Origin of the sequence: Escherichia sp. KCJ4928, from assembly GCF_004352695.1 — a bacterium.
Taxonomy (GTDB): Bacteria; Pseudomonadota; Gammaproteobacteria; order Enterobacterales; family Enterobacteriaceae; genus ECMA0423.
The window spans coordinates 1-18,128 of sequence record NZ_SJWV01000029.1 but is presented as its reverse complement, the minus strand read 5'-3'; the positions used below and the strand labels follow the sequence as shown (position 1 = coordinate 18,128).

Here is an 18,128-nt window from a genome sequence, read left to right as displayed (position 1 = left end):
GGTCGAAATACTCCCCTTCCTCGTTGCTGTTCGTGTCATTAAGCCAAAAAATAAATCGTAAACTTTGCCCCGCTTACGCCGATAACCCCGGTATTCGTTCTATACGTCGCATGATTAAGGAATTTATATGGCTAGTATTTCAACGCTTGGGGTTGGGTCGGGGCTGGACTTAAGCAGCATCCTTGACAGTCTGGAGGCGGCAGAAAAATCTACCCTGACGCCGATATCAAAACAGCAAAGCTCTTACACCGCGAAACTGAGCGCCTACGGGACGCTGAAAAGTGCACTAGAGAGTTTCCAGACAGCCAACACAGCACTGAATAAAGCCGATTTATTTGCCGCCACTTCAACCACCAGCAGTTCATCGGCTTTCAGCGCCACCACCACGGGCAGCGCGATTGCCGGGAAATACACCATTAGCGTTAGCCAACTGGCGCAGGCACAAACGCTGACCACAAAAATTAGTCAAAAAGACAGTAAAGCTGCCATCGCCACCAGCGATAGCGTACTGACTATCCAGCAAGGCGGCGGTAAAGATCCGGTCACGATTGATATCAGCGCGGCTAACTCGTCACTTTCCGGCATTCGCGATGCCATTAACAACGCCAAAGCTGGTGTCAGCGCCAGTATCATCAATGTGGGAAACGGCGAATATCGTCTGTCCATCACCGCTAACGATACGGGCAACGATAACGCTATGAAACTTAGCGTCAGCGGCGACAGCGCCCTGGAAAGTTTTATGGGTTACAACGGAACGTCGGGTGATAGCAGCAATGGCATGATTGAAAGCGTCACCGCGCAAAACGCCAAACTGACAGTCAATAACGTTGAGATTGAAAACAGCAGTAACACTATCAGCGACGCGCTGGAAGATATCACACTCAACCTGAATGACGTCACCACCGGTAATCAGACACTGACCATCAGTAAAGACACATCCAAAGCTGAAAATGCAGTCAAAGCATGGGTGGATGCCTATAACACATTGCAGGATACATTCAGTAGCTTAACCAAATACACCGCTGTCGATGCCGGAGCAGAAAGTCAGGACTCCAGTAATGGAGCATTACTTGGTGACTCCACACTGCGTACCATCCAGACTCAGCTTAAAACCTTGCTCGCCAATACTCACAGCAGTTCAAACTATAAAACGCTGGCACAGATTGGCATTACCAGCGATGCCAGTACCGGCAAGCTGGAAATCGCGACCGACAAACTGCAAACGGCACTAAAAAAAGATGCCGCTGGCATCGGTGAAATGTTTATAGGTGACGGTAAAAGTACAGGGGTAACTACCGGCATTAGTAGCAACCTGACCAGTTGGCTCTCTTCCACCGGGATAATCCAGGCCGCAAAAGATGGCGTCAGCAAAACGCTGAATAATTTGACCGACCAGTACAACGCAGCCAGTGAGCGTATCGATACCTTAATGACGCGCTATAAAGCCCAGTTCACCCAATTAGATGTGTTAATGAACTCGCTTAACTCCACCAGTAGCTATCTGACACAGCAGTTCGACACCTCAAATAGCAACTCGAAATAATCTTCAGGAGAAACTATGTACGCGGCAAAAGGCACCCAGGCCTATGCACAAATTGGCGTCGAAAGCGCCGTAATGAGCGCCAGCCAGCAGCAGCTGGTCACCATGCTATTTGATGGAGTGCTGAGCGCACTGGTTAGAGCGCGCCTGTTTATGCAGGACAACAATCAGCAAGGCAAAGGCGTCTCTTTGTCAAAAGCGATCAACATCATTGAGAACGGACTGCGGGTGAGTCTTGATGAAGAGAGCAAAGACGAATTAACCCAAAACTTGATTGCTCTTTATAGCTATATGGTCAGGCGCTTGCTGCAAGCCAATTTACGCAACGATGTCTCCGCAGTCGAAGAAGTGGAAGCATTAATGCGTAATATTGCCGATGCCTGGAAAGAGTCGTTACTCTCCCCTTCTTTGATTCAGGACCCAGTCTGATGAACCATGCACCGCATTTATATTTCGCCTGGCAACAACTCGTCGAAAAAAGCCAGCTCATGTTACGCCTGGCAACGGAAGAACAATGGGACGAACTCATCGCCAGCGAAATGGCGTATGTTAATGCGGTGCAGGAGATTGCACATTTGACTGAAGAGGTTGACCCGTCCACCACGATGCAGGAGCAGCTCCGCCCGATGCTGCGCCTGATTCTCGACAACGAAAGCAAGGTAAAGCAGTTATTACAGATTCGGATGGATGAACTGGCGAAACTGGTCGGTCAGTCATCGGTGCAAAAATCGGTGTTAAGTGCCTATGGCGATCAGGGCGGCTTTGTGCTGGCTCCGCAGGATAACCTCTTTTGAATCTGAATGAGTCGATGGCTCGCGAATAATCCGATTACGGCTACGCTTCTAATGTTCCCCTTGAATGGAGTCGAAGAATGCGTAATCCCACGCTGTTACAATGTTTTCACTGGTATTACCCGGAAGGCGGTAAGCTCTGGCCTGAACTGGCCGAGCGCGCCGACGGTTTTAATGATATTGGTATCAATATGGTCTGGTTGCCGCCCGCCTATAAAGGCGCATCGGGCGGGTATTCGGTCGGCTACGACTCCTATGATTTATTTGATTTAGGTGAGTTTGATCAGAAAGGCAGCATCCCTACTAAATATGGCGATAAAGTACAACTGCTGGCCGCCATTGACGCCCTGAAACGTAATGACATTGCGGTGCTGTTGGACGTGGTAGTCAACCACAAAATGGGCGCGGATGAAAAAGAAGCTATTCGCGTGCAGCGTGTAAATGCTGACGACCGTACGCAAATTGATGAAGAAATCATTGAGTGCGAAGGCTGGACGCGTTACACCTTCCCCGCCCGTGCCGGGCAATACTCACAGTTTATCTGGGATTTCAAATGTTTTAGCGGTATCGACCATATCGAAAACCCTGATGAAGATGGCATATTTAAAATTGTTAACGACTACACCGGCGAAGGCTGGAACGATCAGGTTGATGATGAATTAGGTAATTTCGATTATCTGATGGGTGAGAATATCGATTTCCGCAATCATGCCGTGACGGAAGAGATTAAATACTGGGCGCGCTGGGTGATGGAACAAACACAATGCGACGGTTTTCGTCTTGATGCGGTCAAACATATTCCGGCGTGGTTTTATAAAGAGTGGATCGAACACGTACAGGAAGTTGCGCCAAAGCCGCTGTTTATTGTGGCAGAGTACTGGTCGCATGAAGTCGATAAACTGCAAACGTATATTGATCAGGTGGAAGGCAAAACCATGCTGTTCGATGCGCCGCTGCAGATGAAATTCCATGAAGCATCGCGCATGGGGCGCGACTACGACATGACGCAGATTTTCACGGGTACATTAGTGGAAGCCGATCCTTTTCACGCCGTAACCCTCGTTGCCAACCATGACACCCAACCGTTGCAAGCCCTCGAAGCGCCAGTCGAACCGTGGTTTAAACTGCTGGCGTATGCCTTAATTTTGTTGCGGGAAAATGGCGTTCCTTCGGTATTCTATCCGGACCTCTACGGTGCGCATTACGAAGATGTCGGTGGTGACGGGCAAACCTATCCGATAGATATGCCAATAATCGAACAGCTTGATGAGTTAATTCTCGCCCGTCAGCGTTTCGCCCACGGTGTACAGACGTTATTTTTCGACCATCCGAACTGCATTGCCTTTAGCCGCAGTGGCACTGACGAATATCCCGGCTGCGTGGTGGTCATGTCGAACGGGGATGATGGCGAAAAAACCATTCATCTGGGAGAGAATTACGGCAATAAAACCTGGCGTGATTTTCTTGGGAACCGGCAAGAGAGTGTAGTAACCGACGAAAACGGCGAAGCGACCTTCTTTTGCAACGGCGGCAGCGTTAGCGTGTGGGTTATCGAAGAGGTGATTTAAATTCATCCCCGGCAGCAAGCCGGGGAGATTTCATTACGGCAGTGGCGTCGGTAACGGCGCTTTATCCAGCGCGGCGGCACACTCTGCTGTCGGGCGATCCACACGCTCCATCGTCATACCATCGTACTCAATGGTGTTACCGTCACGCTCAACCTCGTACAGCTCACGTTTTACGGTAACGTTAGTGAGATCATCAGACATCAATGTCAACTTACCCGGCACGGCAATCACCCGCTGCCACTGACGGCAATCCAGGGTATCGCCCTCTTTAGTGACAATCAGGCTGCCTATCGCTTCCGGGCTGACCAGCGCACGTTGCGGCCCTTTGGTCTGCCAGTAGCCCGCCAGCCAGTCCGGCGCGGGGGTTTTCACGACATTGTTATAGTTTTCGACTTCGGCACAGCCCGCCAGCAACAAGAGCGCGCCTGCAATTGCGAGTTTTTTCATCATTCGTCCTGCATGAGAAGAAAAGAGGATTGTGGCATTAAAGCCCTGATGTCGCCAGCCTTTCAAGGTTCAGAGAGAAATTTGATCTAACTATTATTTTTGTGAATTATTACCCCGAAAATAAATTTGCATGGTGTATGATTCGCGACTCTTGTTTCAAACCTTCTGAGTTCAGAGGCTACATTCATGTCATGGCAGCAATTCAAACACGCCTGGTTGATTAAATTCTGGGCCCCCATCCCTGCGGTCATCGCGGCGGGTATTCTCTCTACTTACTATTTTGGCATTACTGGCACCTTTTGGGCTGTCACGGGTGAATTTACCCGTTGGGGCGGCCAGCTCCTGCAACTGTTCGGCGTCCATGCTGAAGAGTGGGGTTACTTTAAAATTATCCATCTGGAAGGATCGCCATTAACCCGCATCGACGGGATGATGATCCTCGGTATGTTTGGCGGCTGCTTTGCCGCAGCGCTGTGGGCCAACAATGTCAAACTGCGAATGCCGCGCAGCCGTATCCGCATTATGCAGGCCATCATTGGCGGCATTATCGCCGGTTTTGGCGCGCGTCTGGCAATGGGCTGTAACCTGGCGGCGTTCTTTACCGGTATTCCTCAGTTCTCGCTGCATGCCTGGTTCTTTGCCATCGCCACTGCCATTGGTTCATGGTTTGGCGCGCGCTTTACCCTGCTGCCCATCTTCCGTATTCCCGTGAAAATGCAGAAAGTTTCTGCCGCCTCACCGCTGACGCAAAAACCGGATCAGGCGCGGCGTCGTTTTCGTCTCGGGATGGTGGTCTTTTTCGGCATGCTGGGCTGGGCGCTGCTCACAGCGATGAACCAACCCAAACTGGGGCTGGCAATGCTGTTTGGCGTCGGCTTTGGTTTACTGATTGAACGTGCGCAAATCTGCTTTACTTCGGCGTTCCGCGATATGTGGATCACCGGACGTACCCATATGGCGAAAGCAATCATTATTGGTATGGCGGTGAGTGCCATCGGGATCTTCAGTTACGTACAGTTAGGCGTTGAACCCAAAATCATGTGGGCGGGACCAAACGCGGTAATTGGTGGTTTACTGTTTGGTTTTGGCATCGTGCTGGCTGGCGGCTGCGAAACCGGCTGGATGTACCGCGCGGTAGAAGGCCAGGTGCACTACTGGTGGGTCGGTCTGGGCAATGTGATCGGCTCAACGATTCTGGCGTATTACTGGGATGATTTCGCTCCGGCGCTGGCCACCGACTGGGACAAAATCAACCTGCTGAAAACCTTTGGTCCGGTGGGTGGCCTGCTGGTGACATATTTGCTGTTGTTTGCTGCGCTGATGTTGATTATCGGCTGGGAAAAACGCTTCTTCCGCCGTGCGGCACCGCAGACTGCTAAGGAGATCGCATGAAAAATATCGTTCCTGATTACCGCCTTGATATGGTGGGTGAACCCTGCCCTTATCCGGCAGTCGCAACCCTTGAGGCGATGCCGCAGTTAAAAAAAGGGGAAATCCTGGAAGTGGTGAGCGACTGTCCGCAGTCGATCAATAATATTCCACTGGATGCGCGTAATCACGGCTATACGGTGCTGGATATTCAGCAAGACGGGCCGACCATTCGTTATTTAATTCAGAAGTAATCCCTCATTCCCGCTGTGACCCACAGCGGGAACATCGTTACCTTTGTATCACATAGATTTTACCCACCCCCTCTCCTATTCTTTTCAGTATGATCTCAGGAGGTTTCTATGTGTGGACGCTTTGCCCAATCCCAAACGCGTGAAGATTACCTTGCGCTTCTCGCGGAAGATATTGAACGCGATATTCCCTATGATCCCGAACCCATTGGCAGATACAACGTCGCGCCGGGAACCAAAGTCCTACTGCTCAGTGAACGTGATGAACACCTTCATCTGGATCCGGTTTTCTGGGGATATGCTCCCGGATGGTGGGATAAACCGCCGCTGATTAACGCCCGCGTAGAAACTGCGGCAACCAGTCGTATGTTTAAACCGCTCTGGCAACATGGTCGGGCAATCTGTTTTGCCGATGGCTGGTTTGAGTGGAAAAAAGAAGGCGACAAAAAGCAGCCTTATTTTATCTATCGTGCTGATGGACAACCTATTTTTATGGCCGCGATAGGTAGCACACCATTTGAGCGTGGTGACGAAGCCGAAGGATTTTTGATCGTCACAGCTGCGGCAGATCAAGGTCTGGTAGATATTCATGACCGCCGCCCACTGGTACTGTCGCCAGAAGCTGCGCGGGAATGGATGCGGCAAGAGATTAGCGGTAAAGAAGCCTCAGAAATCGCGGCCAGTGGCTGTGTTCCAGCAAACCAGTTCTCCTGGCACCCGGTATCGCGCGCGGTGGGTAATGTTAGAAACCAGGGTGCGGAGTTAATTCAACCGGTTTGATAAGCCAGGAGACTATTGATCAATAATACTGCGTCATAAGAAATCTCTATTAGACAAAGTAGACGCTCCTTCCACATGCGCCACAAGAAACCTCTATTCCAGTGACACAATTACGCCTGATTATTTCCCTAGCCCGGAATATGAATAAAAACATCAACAAAGATTAAATTATTCAAACGTTACTGTTGCGTCTGCGGTCGTAGCAACATCCGACGTGGTGATGAGTGTTAAAAGAGACACTCTGATGTTCAGAGGGGTTATCGCGTTTACGGATCGTGGATGGCAGAAAACTTTCAGGATCAGGTATCCATTTTAAACCAGAAATTGAGTGAGTTTGCCCCATCCATGCCCCAAGCGGTGAGATTGGAAGTAATTAACAACAGGTTACAAAACCTACACCTGCATGGACATCACTTCCTGATACGCCGCCACCAGCTTATTACGCACCTGAATCCCCATTTGCATAGAAACTGAGGCTTTTTGCATATCGGTCATCACATCGTTTAACGCCACGCCGGGTTCACCGAGGGTGAATTTTTCTGCCTGCGTGCGGGCAGCTGTTTGTGTATCGCTAATGCGATCGAGCGCGGCGTGCAGCTGCCCGGCAAAACTAATGGTCGGTTGCGGCAGTGAATCCTGCGCACGCGCACTCATCGCCGTAGCCTGTAACTGGCTGATAACCCCTTCAATCCCCTGTATCGCTGACATTTTCGTCTCCTGGATAATTTCTGGTAGCAAAGCCTACCAGTAAGTCAATAAGACAAAGGCGCTAAATAGCAACAAAAAAACGGGTTTATTGGCGGATAGAAAAAAACGAAAGCACAAATAATGGCAGCGTCAATTTTTCGAGTTTGCTGACCCGGGAGTGAGTCTTGTTCCACTTTGCCAATAACGCCGTCCATAATCAGCCACGAGGTGCGCGATGAATGCGACTGCAGCCCAGACAAAATCTCTTGAGTGGCTTAATCGCCTGCGTGCGAATCCGAAAATTCCATTGATTGTTGCCGGTTCCGCGGCAGTGGCGGTCATGGTCGCACTGATCCTGTGGGCGAAAGCCCCCGACTACCGCACATTATTCAGCAATCTTTCCGATCAGGATGGTGGCGCAATTGTCAGCCAACTGACGCAAATGAATATTCCTTACCGCTTCAGCGAAGCCAGCGGCGCTATTGAAGTTCCGGCAGATAAAGTTCACGAGCTGCGTCTGCGCCTGGCGCAACAAGGTTTGCCCAAAGGCGGCGCGGTCGGTTTCGAACTGCTCGATCAGGAAAAGTTTGGTATCAGCCAGTTCAGCGAACAGGTGAATTATCAGCGGGCGCTGGAAGGCGAGCTTTCTCGTACCATCGAAACTATCGGCCCGGTAAAAGGGGCGCGCGTACATCTGGCAATGCCGAAACCGTCTTTATTCGTCCGTGAACAAAAATCCCCTTCTGCATCGGTGACGGTAAATCTGTTACCCGGCCGCGCACTCGATGAAGGGCAAATTAGCGCCATTGTGCATCTGGTTTCCAGCGCGGTGGCTGGTCTGCCGCCGGGGAACGTCACGCTGGTGGATCAGGGCGGACATCTGTTAACCCAGTCCAACACCAGCGGGCGCGATCTTAATGACGCTCAGTTGAAATATGCCAGCGATGTCGAAGGCCGTATTCAGCGGCGTATTGAAGCGATCCTGTCGCCTATTGTCGGCAACGGTAATATTCACGCCCAGGTTACGGCGCAGCTGGACTTCGCCAGTAAAGAACAAACGGAAGAACAGTATCGCCCTAATGGTGATGAATCTCAGGCGGCGCTTCGTTCACGCCAGCTTAATGAGAGCGAGCAAAGCGGTTCCGGTTATCCGGGCGGCGTACCGGGGGCGTTGTCGAATCAACCGGCACCTGCGAATAACGCGCCAATCAGCACGCCTCCGGCAAATCAAAATAACCGCCAGCAGCAGGCGAGCACCACCAGCAATAGTGGGCCGCGTAGCACACAGCGGAATGAAACCAGTAACTACGAAGTCGATCGCACCATTCGTCATACCAAAATGAACGTGGGCGATGTGCAACGTCTGTCAGTCGCGGTTGTGGTGAATTACAAAACCTTGCCAGATGGCAAACCGTTGCCTCTCAGCAACGAACAGATGAAGCAAATTGAAGATCTGACCCGCGAGGCGATGGGCTTTTCTGAAAAACGCGGTGATTCGCTCAATGTCGTTAACTCGCCGTTCAATAGCAGTGACGAAAGCGGCGGAGAACTGCCATTCTGGCAACAGCAAGCGTTTATCGATCAGTTACTTGCTGCCGGTCGCTGGTTGCTGGTACTGCTGGTGGCGTGGCTGCTGTGGCGGAAAGCGGTACGTCCGCAGCTAACACGTCGCGCTGAGGCGATGAAAGCTGTACAGCAACAGGCGCAGGCCCGCGAGGAAGTGGAAGATGCGGTGGAAGTCCGCCTGAGCAAAGACGAACAACTACAACAACGGCGCGCTAACCAACGGCTGGGTGCAGAAGTCATGAGCCAGCGTATCCGTGAAATGTCTGATAACGATCCGCGCGTGGTGGCGCTGGTCATTCGCCAGTGGATAAATAACGATCATGAGTAACCTGACAGGCACAGATAAAAGCGTCATCCTGCTGATGACCATTGGCGAAGACCGGGCGGCAGAGGTGTTCAAGCACCTCTCCCAGCGCGAAGTGCAAACCCTGAGCGCTGCAATGGCGAACGTCACGCAGATCTCCAACAAGCAGCTAACCGATGTGCTGGCAGAGTTTGAGCAAGAAGCTGAACAGTTTGCCGCACTGAATATCAACGCCAACGATTATCTGCGTTCGGTATTGGTCAAAGCTCTGGGTGAGGAACGTGCCGCCAGCCTGCTGGAAGATATTCTCGAAACTCGCGATACCGCCAGCGGTATTGAAACGCTCAACTTTATGGAGCCGCAGAGCGCCGCCGATCTGATTCGCGATGAGCATCCGCAAATTATCGCCACCATTCTGGTGCATCTGAAGCGCGCCCAGGCCGCCGATATTCTGGCGTTGTTCGATGAACGTCTGCGCCACGACGTGATGTTGCGTATCGCCACCTTTGGCGGCGTGCAGCCAGCCGCGCTGGCGGAGCTGACCGAAGTACTGAATGGCTTGCTCGACGGTCAGAATCTCAAGCGCAGCAAAATGGGCGGCGTGAGAACGGCAGCCGAAATTATCAACCTGATGAAAACTCAGCAGGAAGAAGCCGTTATTACCGCCGTGCGTGAATTCGACGGCGAGCTGGCGCAGAAAATCATCGACGAGATGTTCCTGTTCGAGAATCTGGTGGATGTCGACGATCGCAGCATCCAGCGTCTGTTGCAGGAAGTGGATTCCGAATCGCTGTTGATCGCGCTGAAAGGGGCCGAGCAGCCACTGCGCGAGAAATTCCTGCGCAATATGTCGCAACGTGCCGCCGATATTCTGCGCGACGATCTCGCCAACCGTGGTCCGGTGCGTCTGTCGCAGGTGGAAAACGAACAGAAAGCGATTCTGCTGATTGTGCGCCGCCTTGCCGAAACTGGCGAGATGGTAATTGGCAGCGGCGAGGATACCTATGTCTAATAATCTGCCCTGGAAAACCTGGACGCCGGACGATCTCGCGCCACCACAGGCAGAGTTTGTGCCAATAGTTGAGCCGGAAGAAACCATCATTGAAGAGGCCGAACCCAGCCTTGAGCAGCAACTGGCGCAACTGCAAATGCAGGCCCACGAGCAAGGTTATCAGGCGGGGATTGCCGAAGGTCGCCAGCAAGGTCATAAGCAGGGCTATCAGGAAGGACTGGCCCAGGGGCTGGAACAAGGTCTGGCAGAGGCGAAGTCTCAACAAGCGCCAATTCATGCCCGGATGCAGCAACTGGTCAGCGAATTTCAAACTACCCTTGATGCGCTTGATAGTGTGATTGCTTCGCGCCTGATGCAGATGGCGCTGGAGGCGGCACGTCAGGTGATCGGTCAGACGCCAACGGTGGATAACTCGGCACTGATCAAACAGATCCAACAGCTGTTGCAGCAAGAACCGTTATTCAGCGGTAAACCACAGCTGCGCGTGCATCCGGATGACCTGCAACGTGTGGATGATATGCTCGGCGCAACCTTAAGTTTGCATGGCTGGCGCTTGCGGGGCGATCCCACCCTCCATCCTGGCGGTTGCAAAGTCTCCGCCGATGAAGGCGATCTCGACGCCAGTGTCGCCACTCGCTGGCAAGAACTCTGCCGTCTGGCAGCACCAGGAGTGGTGTAATGACCACGCGCCTGACTCGCTGGCTAACCACGCTGGATAACTTTGAAGCCAAAATGACGCAGTTGCCTGCGGTACGTCGCTACGGGCGATTAACTCGCGCTACCGGGCTGGTGCTGGAAGCCACCGGATTACAATTGCCGCTCGGCGCAACCTGTGTCATTGAGCGCCAGAACGGCAGCGAAACGCACGAAGTAGAAAGCGAAGTCGTTGGCTTTAACGGTCAACGGCTGTTTTTAATGCCGCTGGAGGAAGTGGAAGGTGTCCTGCCCGGCGCGCGTGTTTATGCCAAAAACATTTCGACAGAAGGGCTGCAAAGCGGCAAGCAGTTGCCGCTCGGTCCGGCGTTATTAGGTCGCGTTCTGGACGGCAGCGGTAAACCGCTCGATGGCCTGCCCTCCCCCGATACGACGGAAACCGGTGCGCTGATTACCCCACCATTTAACCCATTGCAACGTACACCGATTGAACATGTGCTGGACACCGGCGTGCGCCCAATCAATGCCCTGCTTACCGTTGGGCGCGGGCAGCGTATGGGTCTGTTTGCTGGTTCTGGTGTCGGTAAAAGTGTGCTGCTGGGGATGATGGCCCGTTACACCCGCGCCGATGTCATTGTCGTGGGTTTGATTGGTGAACGTGGGCGCGAAGTAAAAGATTTTATTGAGAATATCCTCGGTGCCGAAGGGCGTGCACGATCAGTGGTGATTGCCGCTCCGGCGGATGTGTCTCCGCTCCTGCGAATGCAAGGTGCCGCCTATGCCACGCGCATTGCCGAAGATTTTCGCGATCGTGGTCAGCATGTGTTGCTGATTATGGACTCCCTCACCCGCTACGCGATGGCCCAGCGTGAAATTGCGCTGGCGATTGGCGAACCACCCGCCACCAAAGGTTATCCACCGTCGGTGTTTGCCAAATTACCGGCACTGGTCGAGCGTGCCGGAAATGGCATTAGCGGCGGCGGCTCGATTACCGCGTTTTATACCGTGCTCACTGAAGGCGATGACCAGCAGGACCCCATTGCCGACTCCGCGCGGGCGATCCTCGACGGTCACATTGTGCTGTCTCGCCGACTGGCGGAAGCCGGGCACTATCCGGCTATCGATATTGAAGCGTCGATCAGCCGCGCAATGACGGCGTTGATCAGTGAGCAACATTACGCGCGAGTGCGCACCTTTAAACAGCTGTTGTCGAGTTTTCAGCGTAACCGCGATCTGGTTAGCGTCGGCGCGTATGCCAAAGGCAGCGATCCGATGCTCGATAAAGCCATCGCCCTGTGGCCGCAGCTGGAGGGCTATTTACAACAAGGCATTTTTGAACGCGCGGACTGGGAAGCGTCTCTCCAGGGGCTGGAGCGTATTTTCCCGACAGTGTCATAACCCAGGAGATAACGGCAGATGGCAGAACATGGCGCGCTGGCGACCCTGAAAGATCTGGCAGAAAAAGAGGTAGAGGATGCCGCGCGCCTGCTGGGTGAAATGCGTCGCGGGTGTCAGCAGGCGGAAGAACAGCTCAAAATGCTGATCGATTATCAGAATGAATATCGCAATAACCTCAACAGCGATATGAGTGCCGGGATGACCAGCAACCGCTGGATCAACTATCAGCAGTTTATCCAGACGCTGGAAAAAGCCATTACTCAGCATCGCCAGCAACTTAATCAGTGGACGCAGAAAGTTGACATTGCCCTGAACAGCTGGCGAGAAAAGAAACAACGTTTGCAGGCCTGGCAGACACTGCAGGAACGGCAATCCACGGCGGCACTGCTTGCAGAAAACCGCCTCGATCAGAAAAAGATGGATGAGTTCGCCCAGCGCGCCGCCATGAGGAAACCTGAATGATTCGCTTAGCGCCCTTGATTACCGCCGACGTTGACACCACCACATTGCCTGGCGGCAAAGCCAGCGATGCTGCACAAGATTTTCTCGCGTTGTTGAGCGAAGCATTAGCAGGCGAGACAACTACCGACAAAGCGGCCCCCCAGTTGCTGGTGGCAACAGATAAGCCCACGACAAAAGGCGAGCCGCTGATCAGCGATATTGTTTCCGACGCGCAACAAGCTAATTTACTGATCCCTGTGGATGAAACACCGCCTGTCATCAACGACGAACAATCCACATCAACACCGTTAACCACCGCTCAGACGATGGCGTTGGCTGCGGTGGCTGACAAAAATACGACAAAAGACGAAAAAGCGGATGATCTGAATGAAGACGTCACCGCAAGCCTGAGCGCCCTTTTTGCGATGTTGCCGGGTGTTGACAATACGCCCAAAGTGACTGATGTGCCGTCAACCGTGTTACCGGCAGAGAAACCAACGCTCTTCACAAAACTGACTTCTGCGCAACTCACAACAGCACAGCCTGATGATGCCCCCGGCACACCAGCTCAGCCATTAACACCGCTGGTAGCAGAAGCCCAGAGTAAAGCGGAAGTCATCAGCACACCTTCACCGGTGACCGCTGCCGCCAGCCCGCTAATCACTCCACACCAGACACAGCCACTGCCCACCGTCGCCGCGCCTGTTTTGAGTGCACCGCTGGGTTCTCACGAATGGCAACAATCATTAAGCCAGCATATTTCGCTGTTCACCCGCCAGGGGCAACAAAGTGCAGAGTTGCGTCTGCACCCGCAGGATTTAGGTGAAGTGCAAATCTCCCTCAAAGTGGATGATAACCAGGCGCAAATCCAGATGGTTTCACCGCATCAGCATGTACGCGCCGCCCTGGAAGCAGCGCTGCCGGTACTGCGTACGCAGCTGGCCGAAAGTGGCATTCAGTTAGGGCAAAGCAACATCAGTGGCGAAAGCTTTAGTGGTCAGCAGCAGGCCGCTTCCCAACAACAGCAAAGCCAACGCACAGTAAACCATGAACCTCTGGCGGGGGAAGACGACGATACGCTTCCGGTTCCCGTCTCTTTACAAGGGCGTGTAACAGGCAACAGCGGCGTTGATATTTTCGCCTAACGTCAGAGGTAGCACCGTAATCCGCGTCTTTTCCCCGCTTTGTTGCGCTCAAGACGCAGGATAATTAGCCGATAAGCAGTAGCGACACAGGAAGACCGCAACACATGACTGATTACGCGATAAGCAAGAAAAGCAAGCGATCGCTTTGGATCCCGATTCTGGTATTCATTACCCTCGCGGCCTGTGCCAGCGCAGGTTACAGCTACTGGCATTCGCATCAGGTTGCCGCTGACGACAAAGCGCAGCAACGCGTCGTGCCCACACCGGTCTTCTATGCGCTGGATACCTTCACGGTCAATCTGGGCGATGCGGATCGCGTGCTTTATATCGGCATAACCCTGCGCCTGAAAGATGAAGCTACCCGCTCGCGGCTGAGTGAGTATTTGCCGGAAGTCCGTAGCCGTTTGCTGTTACTGTTTTCGCGTCAGGATGCTGCCGTACTGGCGACAGAAGAAGGCAAGAAAAACCTGATTGCCGAGATTAAAACCACACTTTCCACCCCGCTTGTTGCCGGGCAACCGAAACAGGATGTCACCGACGTGCTGTATACCGCTTTTATTCTGCGATAACGACATGGGCGATAGTATTCTTTCTCAAGCTGAAATTGATGCGCTGTTGAATGGCGACAGCGAAGTCAAAGACGAACCGACAGCCAGTGTTAGCGGCGAAAGTGACATTCGTCCGTACGATCCGAATACCCAACGACGGGTTGTGCGCGAACGTTTGCAGGCGCTGGAAATCATTAATGAGCGCTTTGCTCGCCATTTTCGTATGGGGCTGTTCAACCTGCTGCGCCGTAGCCCGGATATTACCGTCGGGGCCATCCGCATTCAGCCGTACCATGAATTTGCCCGCAACCTGCCGGTGCCGACCAACCTGAACCTTATCCATCTGAAACCGCTGCGCGGCACAGGGCTGGTGGTGTTCTCGCCGAGTCTGGTGTTTATCGCCGTGGATAACCTGTTTGGCGGCGATGGACGCTTCCCGACCAAAGTGGAAGGTCGCGAGTTTACCCATACCGAACAGCGCGTCATCAACCGCATGTTGAAACTGGCGCTTGAAGGCTATAGCGACGCCTGGAAGGCGATTAATCCGCTGGAAGTTGAGTACGTGCGTTCGGAAATGCAGGTGAAATTTACCAATATCACCACCTCGCCGAACGACATTGTGGTTAACACGCCGTTCCATGTGGAGATTGGCAACCTGACCGGCGAATTTAATATCTGCCTGCCATTCAGCATGATCGAGCCGCTACGGGAATTGTTGGTTAACCCACCGCTGGAAAACTCGCGTAATGAAGATCAGAACTGGCGCGATAACCTGGTGCGCCAGGTGCAGCATTCACAGCTGGAGTTGGTCGCCAACTTTGCCGATATCTCGCTACGCCTGTCGCAGATTTTAAAACTGAAACCCGGTGACGTCCTGCCGATAGAAAAACCCGACCGCATCATCGCCCATGTTGACGGCGTCCCGGTGCTGACCAGTCAGTACGGCACTCTCAACGGTCAGTATGCGTTACGGATAGAACATTTGATTAACCCGATTTTAAATTCTCTGAACGAGGAACAGCCCAAATGAGTGACATGAATAATCCGGCCGATGACAACAACGGCGCAATGGACGATCTGTGGGCTGAAGCGTTGAGCGAACAAAAATCAACCAGTAGCAAAAGCGCTGCCGACGCGGTGTTCCAGCAATTTGGCGGTGGTGATGTCAGCGGAACGTTGCAGGATATCGACCTGATTATGGATATTCCGGTCAAGCTGACCGTCGAACTGGGCCGTACGCGGATGACCATCAAAGAACTGTTGCGTCTGACGCAAGGGTCCGTCGTGGCGCTGGACGGTCTGGCGGGCGAACCACTGGATATTCTGATCAACGGTTATTTAATCGCCCAGGGCGAAGTGGTGGTCGTTGCCGATAAATATGGCGTGCGGATCACCGATATCATTACTCCGTCTGAGCGAATGCGCCGCCTGAGCCGTTAGTGATGAATAACCACGCTACTGTGCAATCTTCCGCGCCGGTTTCTACTGCGCCACTGCTGCAGGTGAGCGGCGCACTCATCGCCATTATTGCCCTGATCCTCGCTGCTGCCTGGCTGATAAAACGGTTGGGATTTGCTCCTAAACGCACTGGCGTTAACGGTCTGAAAATTAGCGCCAGTGCTTCACTGGGCGCGCGTGAACGGGTTGTGGTGGTCGATGTGGAAGATGCACGGCTGGTGCTCGGCGTTACCGCAGGGCAAATCAATCTGCTGCATAAACTTCCCCCTTCTGCACCAACGGAAGAGATACCGCAGACCGATTTTCAGTCGGTCATGAAAAATTTGCTTAAGCGTAGCGGGAGATCCTGATGCGTCGTTTATTGTCTGTCGCACCTGTCCTTCTCTGGCTGATTACGCCCCTCGCCTTCGCGCAACTGCCGGGTATCACCAGCCAGCCGCTGCCTGGCGGTGGACAAAGCTGGTCGCTCCCGGTGCAGACGCTGGTGTTCATCACCTCGTTGACGTTTATTCCGGCAATTTTACTGATGATGACCAGTTTCACCCGCATCATCATTGTTTTTGGTTTATTGCGTAACGCGCTGGGAACACCCTCCGCGCCACCTAACCAGGTATTGCTGGGGCTGGCACTGTTTTTGACCTTTTTTATTATGTCACCGGTGATCGACAAAATTTATGTCGATGCATACCAGCCATTCAGCGAAGAGAAAATATCAATGCAGGAGGCGCTGGAAAAAGGGGCGCAGCCGCTGCGTGAGTTTATGCTGCGTCAGACCCGTGAGGCAGATTTAGGGTTGTTTGCCAGACTGGCGAATACCGGCCCGTTGCAGGGACCTGAAGCCGTGCCGATGCGCATTTTGCTCCCGGCCTACGTGACCAGCGAGTTGAAAACCGCATTTCAGATAGGCTTCACGATTTTCATCCCTTTTTTGATTATCGACCTGGTGATAGCCAGCGTGTTGATAGCATTGGGGATGATGATGGTTCCCCCAGCCACCATTGCTCTGCCCTTTAAACTGATGCTGTTTGTACTGGTGGATGGCTGGCAATTGCTGGTCGGTTCGCTGGCGCAGAGCTTTTACAGCTAGAGAGGCAAAATGACACCTGAATCGGTCATGATGATGGGGACTGAAGCGATGAAAGTCGCGCTGGCACTGGCTGCCCCGCTATTGTTGGTAGCGTTGGTCACGGGCCTTATCATCAGTATTTTGCAGGCCGCCACGCAGATTAACGAAATGACGCTGTCGTTTATTCCGAAAATCATCGCCGTATTTATCGCCATTATTATTGCCGGACCGTGGATGCTCAATCTGTTGCTGGATTACGTCCGCACCTTGTTCACTAACCTGCCGTATATCATCGGGTAGCCGTACTATGTTGCAGGTGACAAGCGAACAATGGCTATCCTGGTTAAACCTGTACTTCTGGCCGTTACTGCGCGTGCTGACGCTGATCTCCACCGCGCCGATTCTGAGCGAACGCAGCGTACCGAAACGGGTAAAACTGGGTCTGGCAATGATGATCACGTTCGCCATTGCCCCATCATTACCTGCCAACGATGTTCCTGTTTTTTCGTTCTTTGCTCTGTGGCTGGCCGTGCAGCAGATCCTGATCGGCATTGCGCTTGGTTTTACCATGCAATTTGCCTTTGCCGCTGTGCGAACCGCTGGCGAAATTATCGGTCTGCAAATGGGGCTGTCATTTGCGACATTTGTCGATCCGGCCAGCCATCTTAATATGCCCGTTTTAGCGCGTATCATGGATATGCTGGCGTTACTGCTGTTCCTGACATTTAACGGTCATTTATGGTTGATTTCACTGCTGGTCGATACCTTTCACACCCTGCCGATTGGTGGCGAACCGTTGAACAGCAATGCGTTTCTGGCACTCACCAAAGCAGGGAGTTTGATTTTCCTTAACGGGCTGATGCTGGCGTTACCGCTCATTACTCTGCTGCTGACACTGAATCTGGCATTAGGTTTACTTAATCGTATGGCCCCGCAATTATCCATTTTTGTTATTGGATTTCCATTAACTCTGACTGTCGGTATCTCTTTAATGGCGGCATTAATGCCGTTAATTGCGCCTTTTTGCGAACATTTATTCAGTGAAATTTTTAATTTGCTGGCTGATATTATTAGTGAATTGCCATTAATATAATTCCGTAACGT

22 protein-coding genes are annotated in these 18,128 nt (G+C 52.7%); 20 read left to right on the top strand and 2 right to left on the bottom strand.

Annotation, left to right across the window (positions count from 1 at the left end):
- Positions 1 to 127 precede the first annotated feature (127 nt).
- The 4 genes from fliD (at position 128) to amyA (ending at position 3,899) form a co-directional block, all read left to right on the top strand.
- Positions 128 to 1,543, top strand: a complete 1,416-nt coding sequence (fliD, locus tag E0D98_RS06960; protein WP_000146819.1) for a flagellar filament capping protein FliD — start codon at positions 128 to 130, stop codon at positions 1,541 to 1,543.
- Between the two features lie 15 nt (positions 1,544 to 1,558).
- Complete coding sequence (gene fliS / locus E0D98_RS06955; RefSeq protein WP_000270663.1) at positions 1,559 to 1,969, top strand: flagellar export chaperone FliS; 411 nt, start codon at positions 1,559 to 1,561, stop codon at positions 1,967 to 1,969.
- Positions 1,969 to 2,334 carry a flagella biosynthesis regulatory protein FliT gene (gene fliT / locus E0D98_RS06950; RefSeq protein WP_001015033.1) on the top strand — a complete coding sequence of 122 codons (366 nt, stop codon included), beginning with the start codon at positions 1,969 to 1,971 and terminating at the stop codon, positions 2,332 to 2,334. The genes fliS and fliT overlap by 1 nt, the downstream gene beginning before the upstream one ends.
- A gap of 77 nt (positions 2,335 to 2,411) precedes the next feature.
- On the top strand, positions 2,412 to 3,899 hold the full coding sequence (amyA, locus tag E0D98_RS06945; protein ID WP_001245717.1) for an alpha-amylase: 1,488 nt from the start codon (positions 2,412 to 2,414) through the stop codon (positions 3,897 to 3,899).
- Between the two features lie 33 nt (positions 3,900 to 3,932).
- Here amyA and yedD read toward each other — a convergent pair whose 3' ends face one another.
- Positions 3,933 to 4,346 (bottom strand): lipoprotein YedD, encoded by a 414-nt coding sequence (yedD, locus tag E0D98_RS06940; RefSeq protein ID WP_001350519.1) that lies wholly within the window; start codon positions 4,344 to 4,346, stop codon positions 3,933 to 3,935.
- Positions 4,347 to 4,532: 186 nt separating this feature from the next.
- Between yedD and yedE the strand changes: the two genes are divergently transcribed.
- The 3 genes from yedE (at position 4,533) to E0D98_RS06925 (ending at position 6,745) form a co-directional block, all read left to right on the top strand.
- The gene (gene yedE, locus E0D98_RS06935; RefSeq protein WP_000118912.1) at positions 4,533 to 5,738 is read left to right on the top strand and encodes a selenium metabolism membrane protein YedE/FdhT; all 1,206 of its coding nucleotides are present in this window, start codon (positions 4,533 to 4,535) and stop codon (positions 5,736 to 5,738) included.
- Positions 5,735 to 5,968 carry a sulfurtransferase-like selenium metabolism protein YedF gene (gene yedF / locus E0D98_RS06930; protein WP_000790504.1) on the top strand — a complete coding sequence of 78 codons (234 nt, stop codon included), beginning with the start codon at positions 5,735 to 5,737 and terminating at the stop codon, positions 5,966 to 5,968. Before yedE ends, yedF begins: the two co-directional genes overlap by 4 nt.
- 108 nt (positions 5,969 to 6,076) lie before the next feature.
- On the top strand, positions 6,077 to 6,745 hold the full coding sequence (locus E0D98_RS06925; RefSeq protein ID WP_000334587.1) for an SOS response-associated peptidase: 669 nt from the start codon (positions 6,077 to 6,079) through the stop codon (positions 6,743 to 6,745).
- A 393-nt stretch (positions 6,746 to 7,138) separates the two neighbouring features.
- Here E0D98_RS06925 and fliE read toward each other — a convergent pair whose 3' ends face one another.
- Positions 7,139 to 7,453: a flagellar hook-basal body complex protein FliE gene (gene fliE, locus E0D98_RS06915; protein WP_001274295.1), complete on the bottom strand. Its 315-nt coding sequence runs from the start codon at positions 7,451 to 7,453 to the stop codon at positions 7,139 to 7,141.
- Between the two features lie 214 nt (positions 7,454 to 7,667).
- On the opposite strand from fliE, the gene fliF reads away from it, so the two are divergent.
- The 13 genes from fliF (at position 7,668) to fliR (ending at position 18,117) form a co-directional block, all read left to right on the top strand.
- Entirely contained in the window at positions 7,668 to 9,326 is a 1,659-nt protein-coding gene (fliF, locus tag E0D98_RS06910) for a flagellar basal-body MS-ring/collar protein FliF (RefSeq protein WP_000994435.1), read from the top strand.
- A complete protein-coding gene (gene fliG / locus E0D98_RS06905) occupies positions 9,319 to 10,314 on the top strand; it encodes a flagellar motor switch protein FliG (protein ID WP_000067950.1) in 996 nt (331 codons plus the stop codon). The genes fliF and fliG overlap by 8 nt, the downstream gene beginning before the upstream one ends.
- Entirely contained in the window at positions 10,307 to 10,993 is a 687-nt protein-coding gene (gene fliH / locus E0D98_RS06900) for a flagellar assembly protein FliH (protein ID WP_050877032.1), read from the top strand. Before fliG ends, fliH begins: the two co-directional genes overlap by 8 nt.
- Positions 10,993 to 12,366, top strand: a complete 1,374-nt coding sequence (gene fliI, locus E0D98_RS06895) for a flagellar protein export ATPase FliI (protein ID WP_000213320.1) — start codon at positions 10,993 to 10,995, stop codon at positions 12,364 to 12,366. The genes fliH and fliI overlap by 1 nt, the downstream gene beginning before the upstream one ends.
- Before the next feature lie 18 nt (positions 12,367 to 12,384).
- Positions 12,385 to 12,828, top strand: coding sequence for a flagellar export protein FliJ (gene fliJ / locus E0D98_RS06890; RefSeq protein WP_000807584.1), 444 nt, complete (start codon positions 12,385 to 12,387; stop codon positions 12,826 to 12,828).
- Positions 12,825 to 13,952: a flagellar hook-length control protein FliK gene (locus E0D98_RS06885; RefSeq protein WP_000620077.1), complete on the top strand. Its 1,128-nt coding sequence runs from the start codon at positions 12,825 to 12,827 to the stop codon at positions 13,950 to 13,952. Before fliJ ends, E0D98_RS06885 begins: the two co-directional genes overlap by 4 nt.
- Positions 13,953 to 14,056: 104 nt before the next feature.
- Positions 14,057 to 14,521, top strand: a complete 465-nt coding sequence (gene fliL / locus E0D98_RS06880; protein WP_000133115.1) for a flagellar basal body-associated protein FliL — start codon at positions 14,057 to 14,059, stop codon at positions 14,519 to 14,521.
- A 4-nt stretch (positions 14,522 to 14,525) separates the two neighbouring features.
- On the top strand, positions 14,526 to 15,530 hold the full coding sequence (gene fliM / locus E0D98_RS06875; protein ID WP_001295641.1) for a flagellar motor switch protein FliM: 1,005 nt from the start codon (positions 14,526 to 14,528) through the stop codon (positions 15,528 to 15,530).
- Positions 15,527 to 15,940 carry a flagellar motor switch protein FliN gene (fliN, locus tag E0D98_RS06870; protein WP_001282098.1) on the top strand — a complete coding sequence of 138 codons (414 nt, stop codon included), beginning with the start codon at positions 15,527 to 15,529 and terminating at the stop codon, positions 15,938 to 15,940. Before fliM ends, fliN begins: the two co-directional genes overlap by 4 nt.
- Positions 15,941 to 15,942: 2 nt before the next feature.
- Complete coding sequence (fliO, locus tag E0D98_RS06865) at positions 15,943 to 16,308, top strand: flagellar biosynthetic protein FliO (RefSeq protein WP_001367068.1); 366 nt, start codon at positions 15,943 to 15,945, stop codon at positions 16,306 to 16,308.
- Positions 16,308 to 17,045 carry a flagellar type III secretion system pore protein FliP gene (gene fliP, locus E0D98_RS06860; RefSeq protein ID WP_131890564.1) on the top strand — a complete coding sequence of 246 codons (738 nt, stop codon included), beginning with the start codon at positions 16,308 to 16,310 and terminating at the stop codon, positions 17,043 to 17,045. The genes fliO and fliP overlap by 1 nt, the downstream gene beginning before the upstream one ends.
- 9 nt (positions 17,046 to 17,054) lie before the next feature.
- Entirely contained in the window at positions 17,055 to 17,324 is a 270-nt protein-coding gene (gene fliQ, locus E0D98_RS06855; protein ID WP_000187358.1) for a flagellar biosynthesis protein FliQ, read from the top strand.
- A 7-nt stretch (positions 17,325 to 17,331) separates the two neighbouring features.
- The gene (gene fliR / locus E0D98_RS06850; RefSeq protein WP_000942322.1) at positions 17,332 to 18,117 is read left to right on the top strand and encodes a flagellar biosynthetic protein FliR; all 786 of its coding nucleotides are present in this window, start codon (positions 17,332 to 17,334) and stop codon (positions 18,115 to 18,117) included.
- Positions 18,118 to 18,128 lie beyond the last annotated feature (11 nt).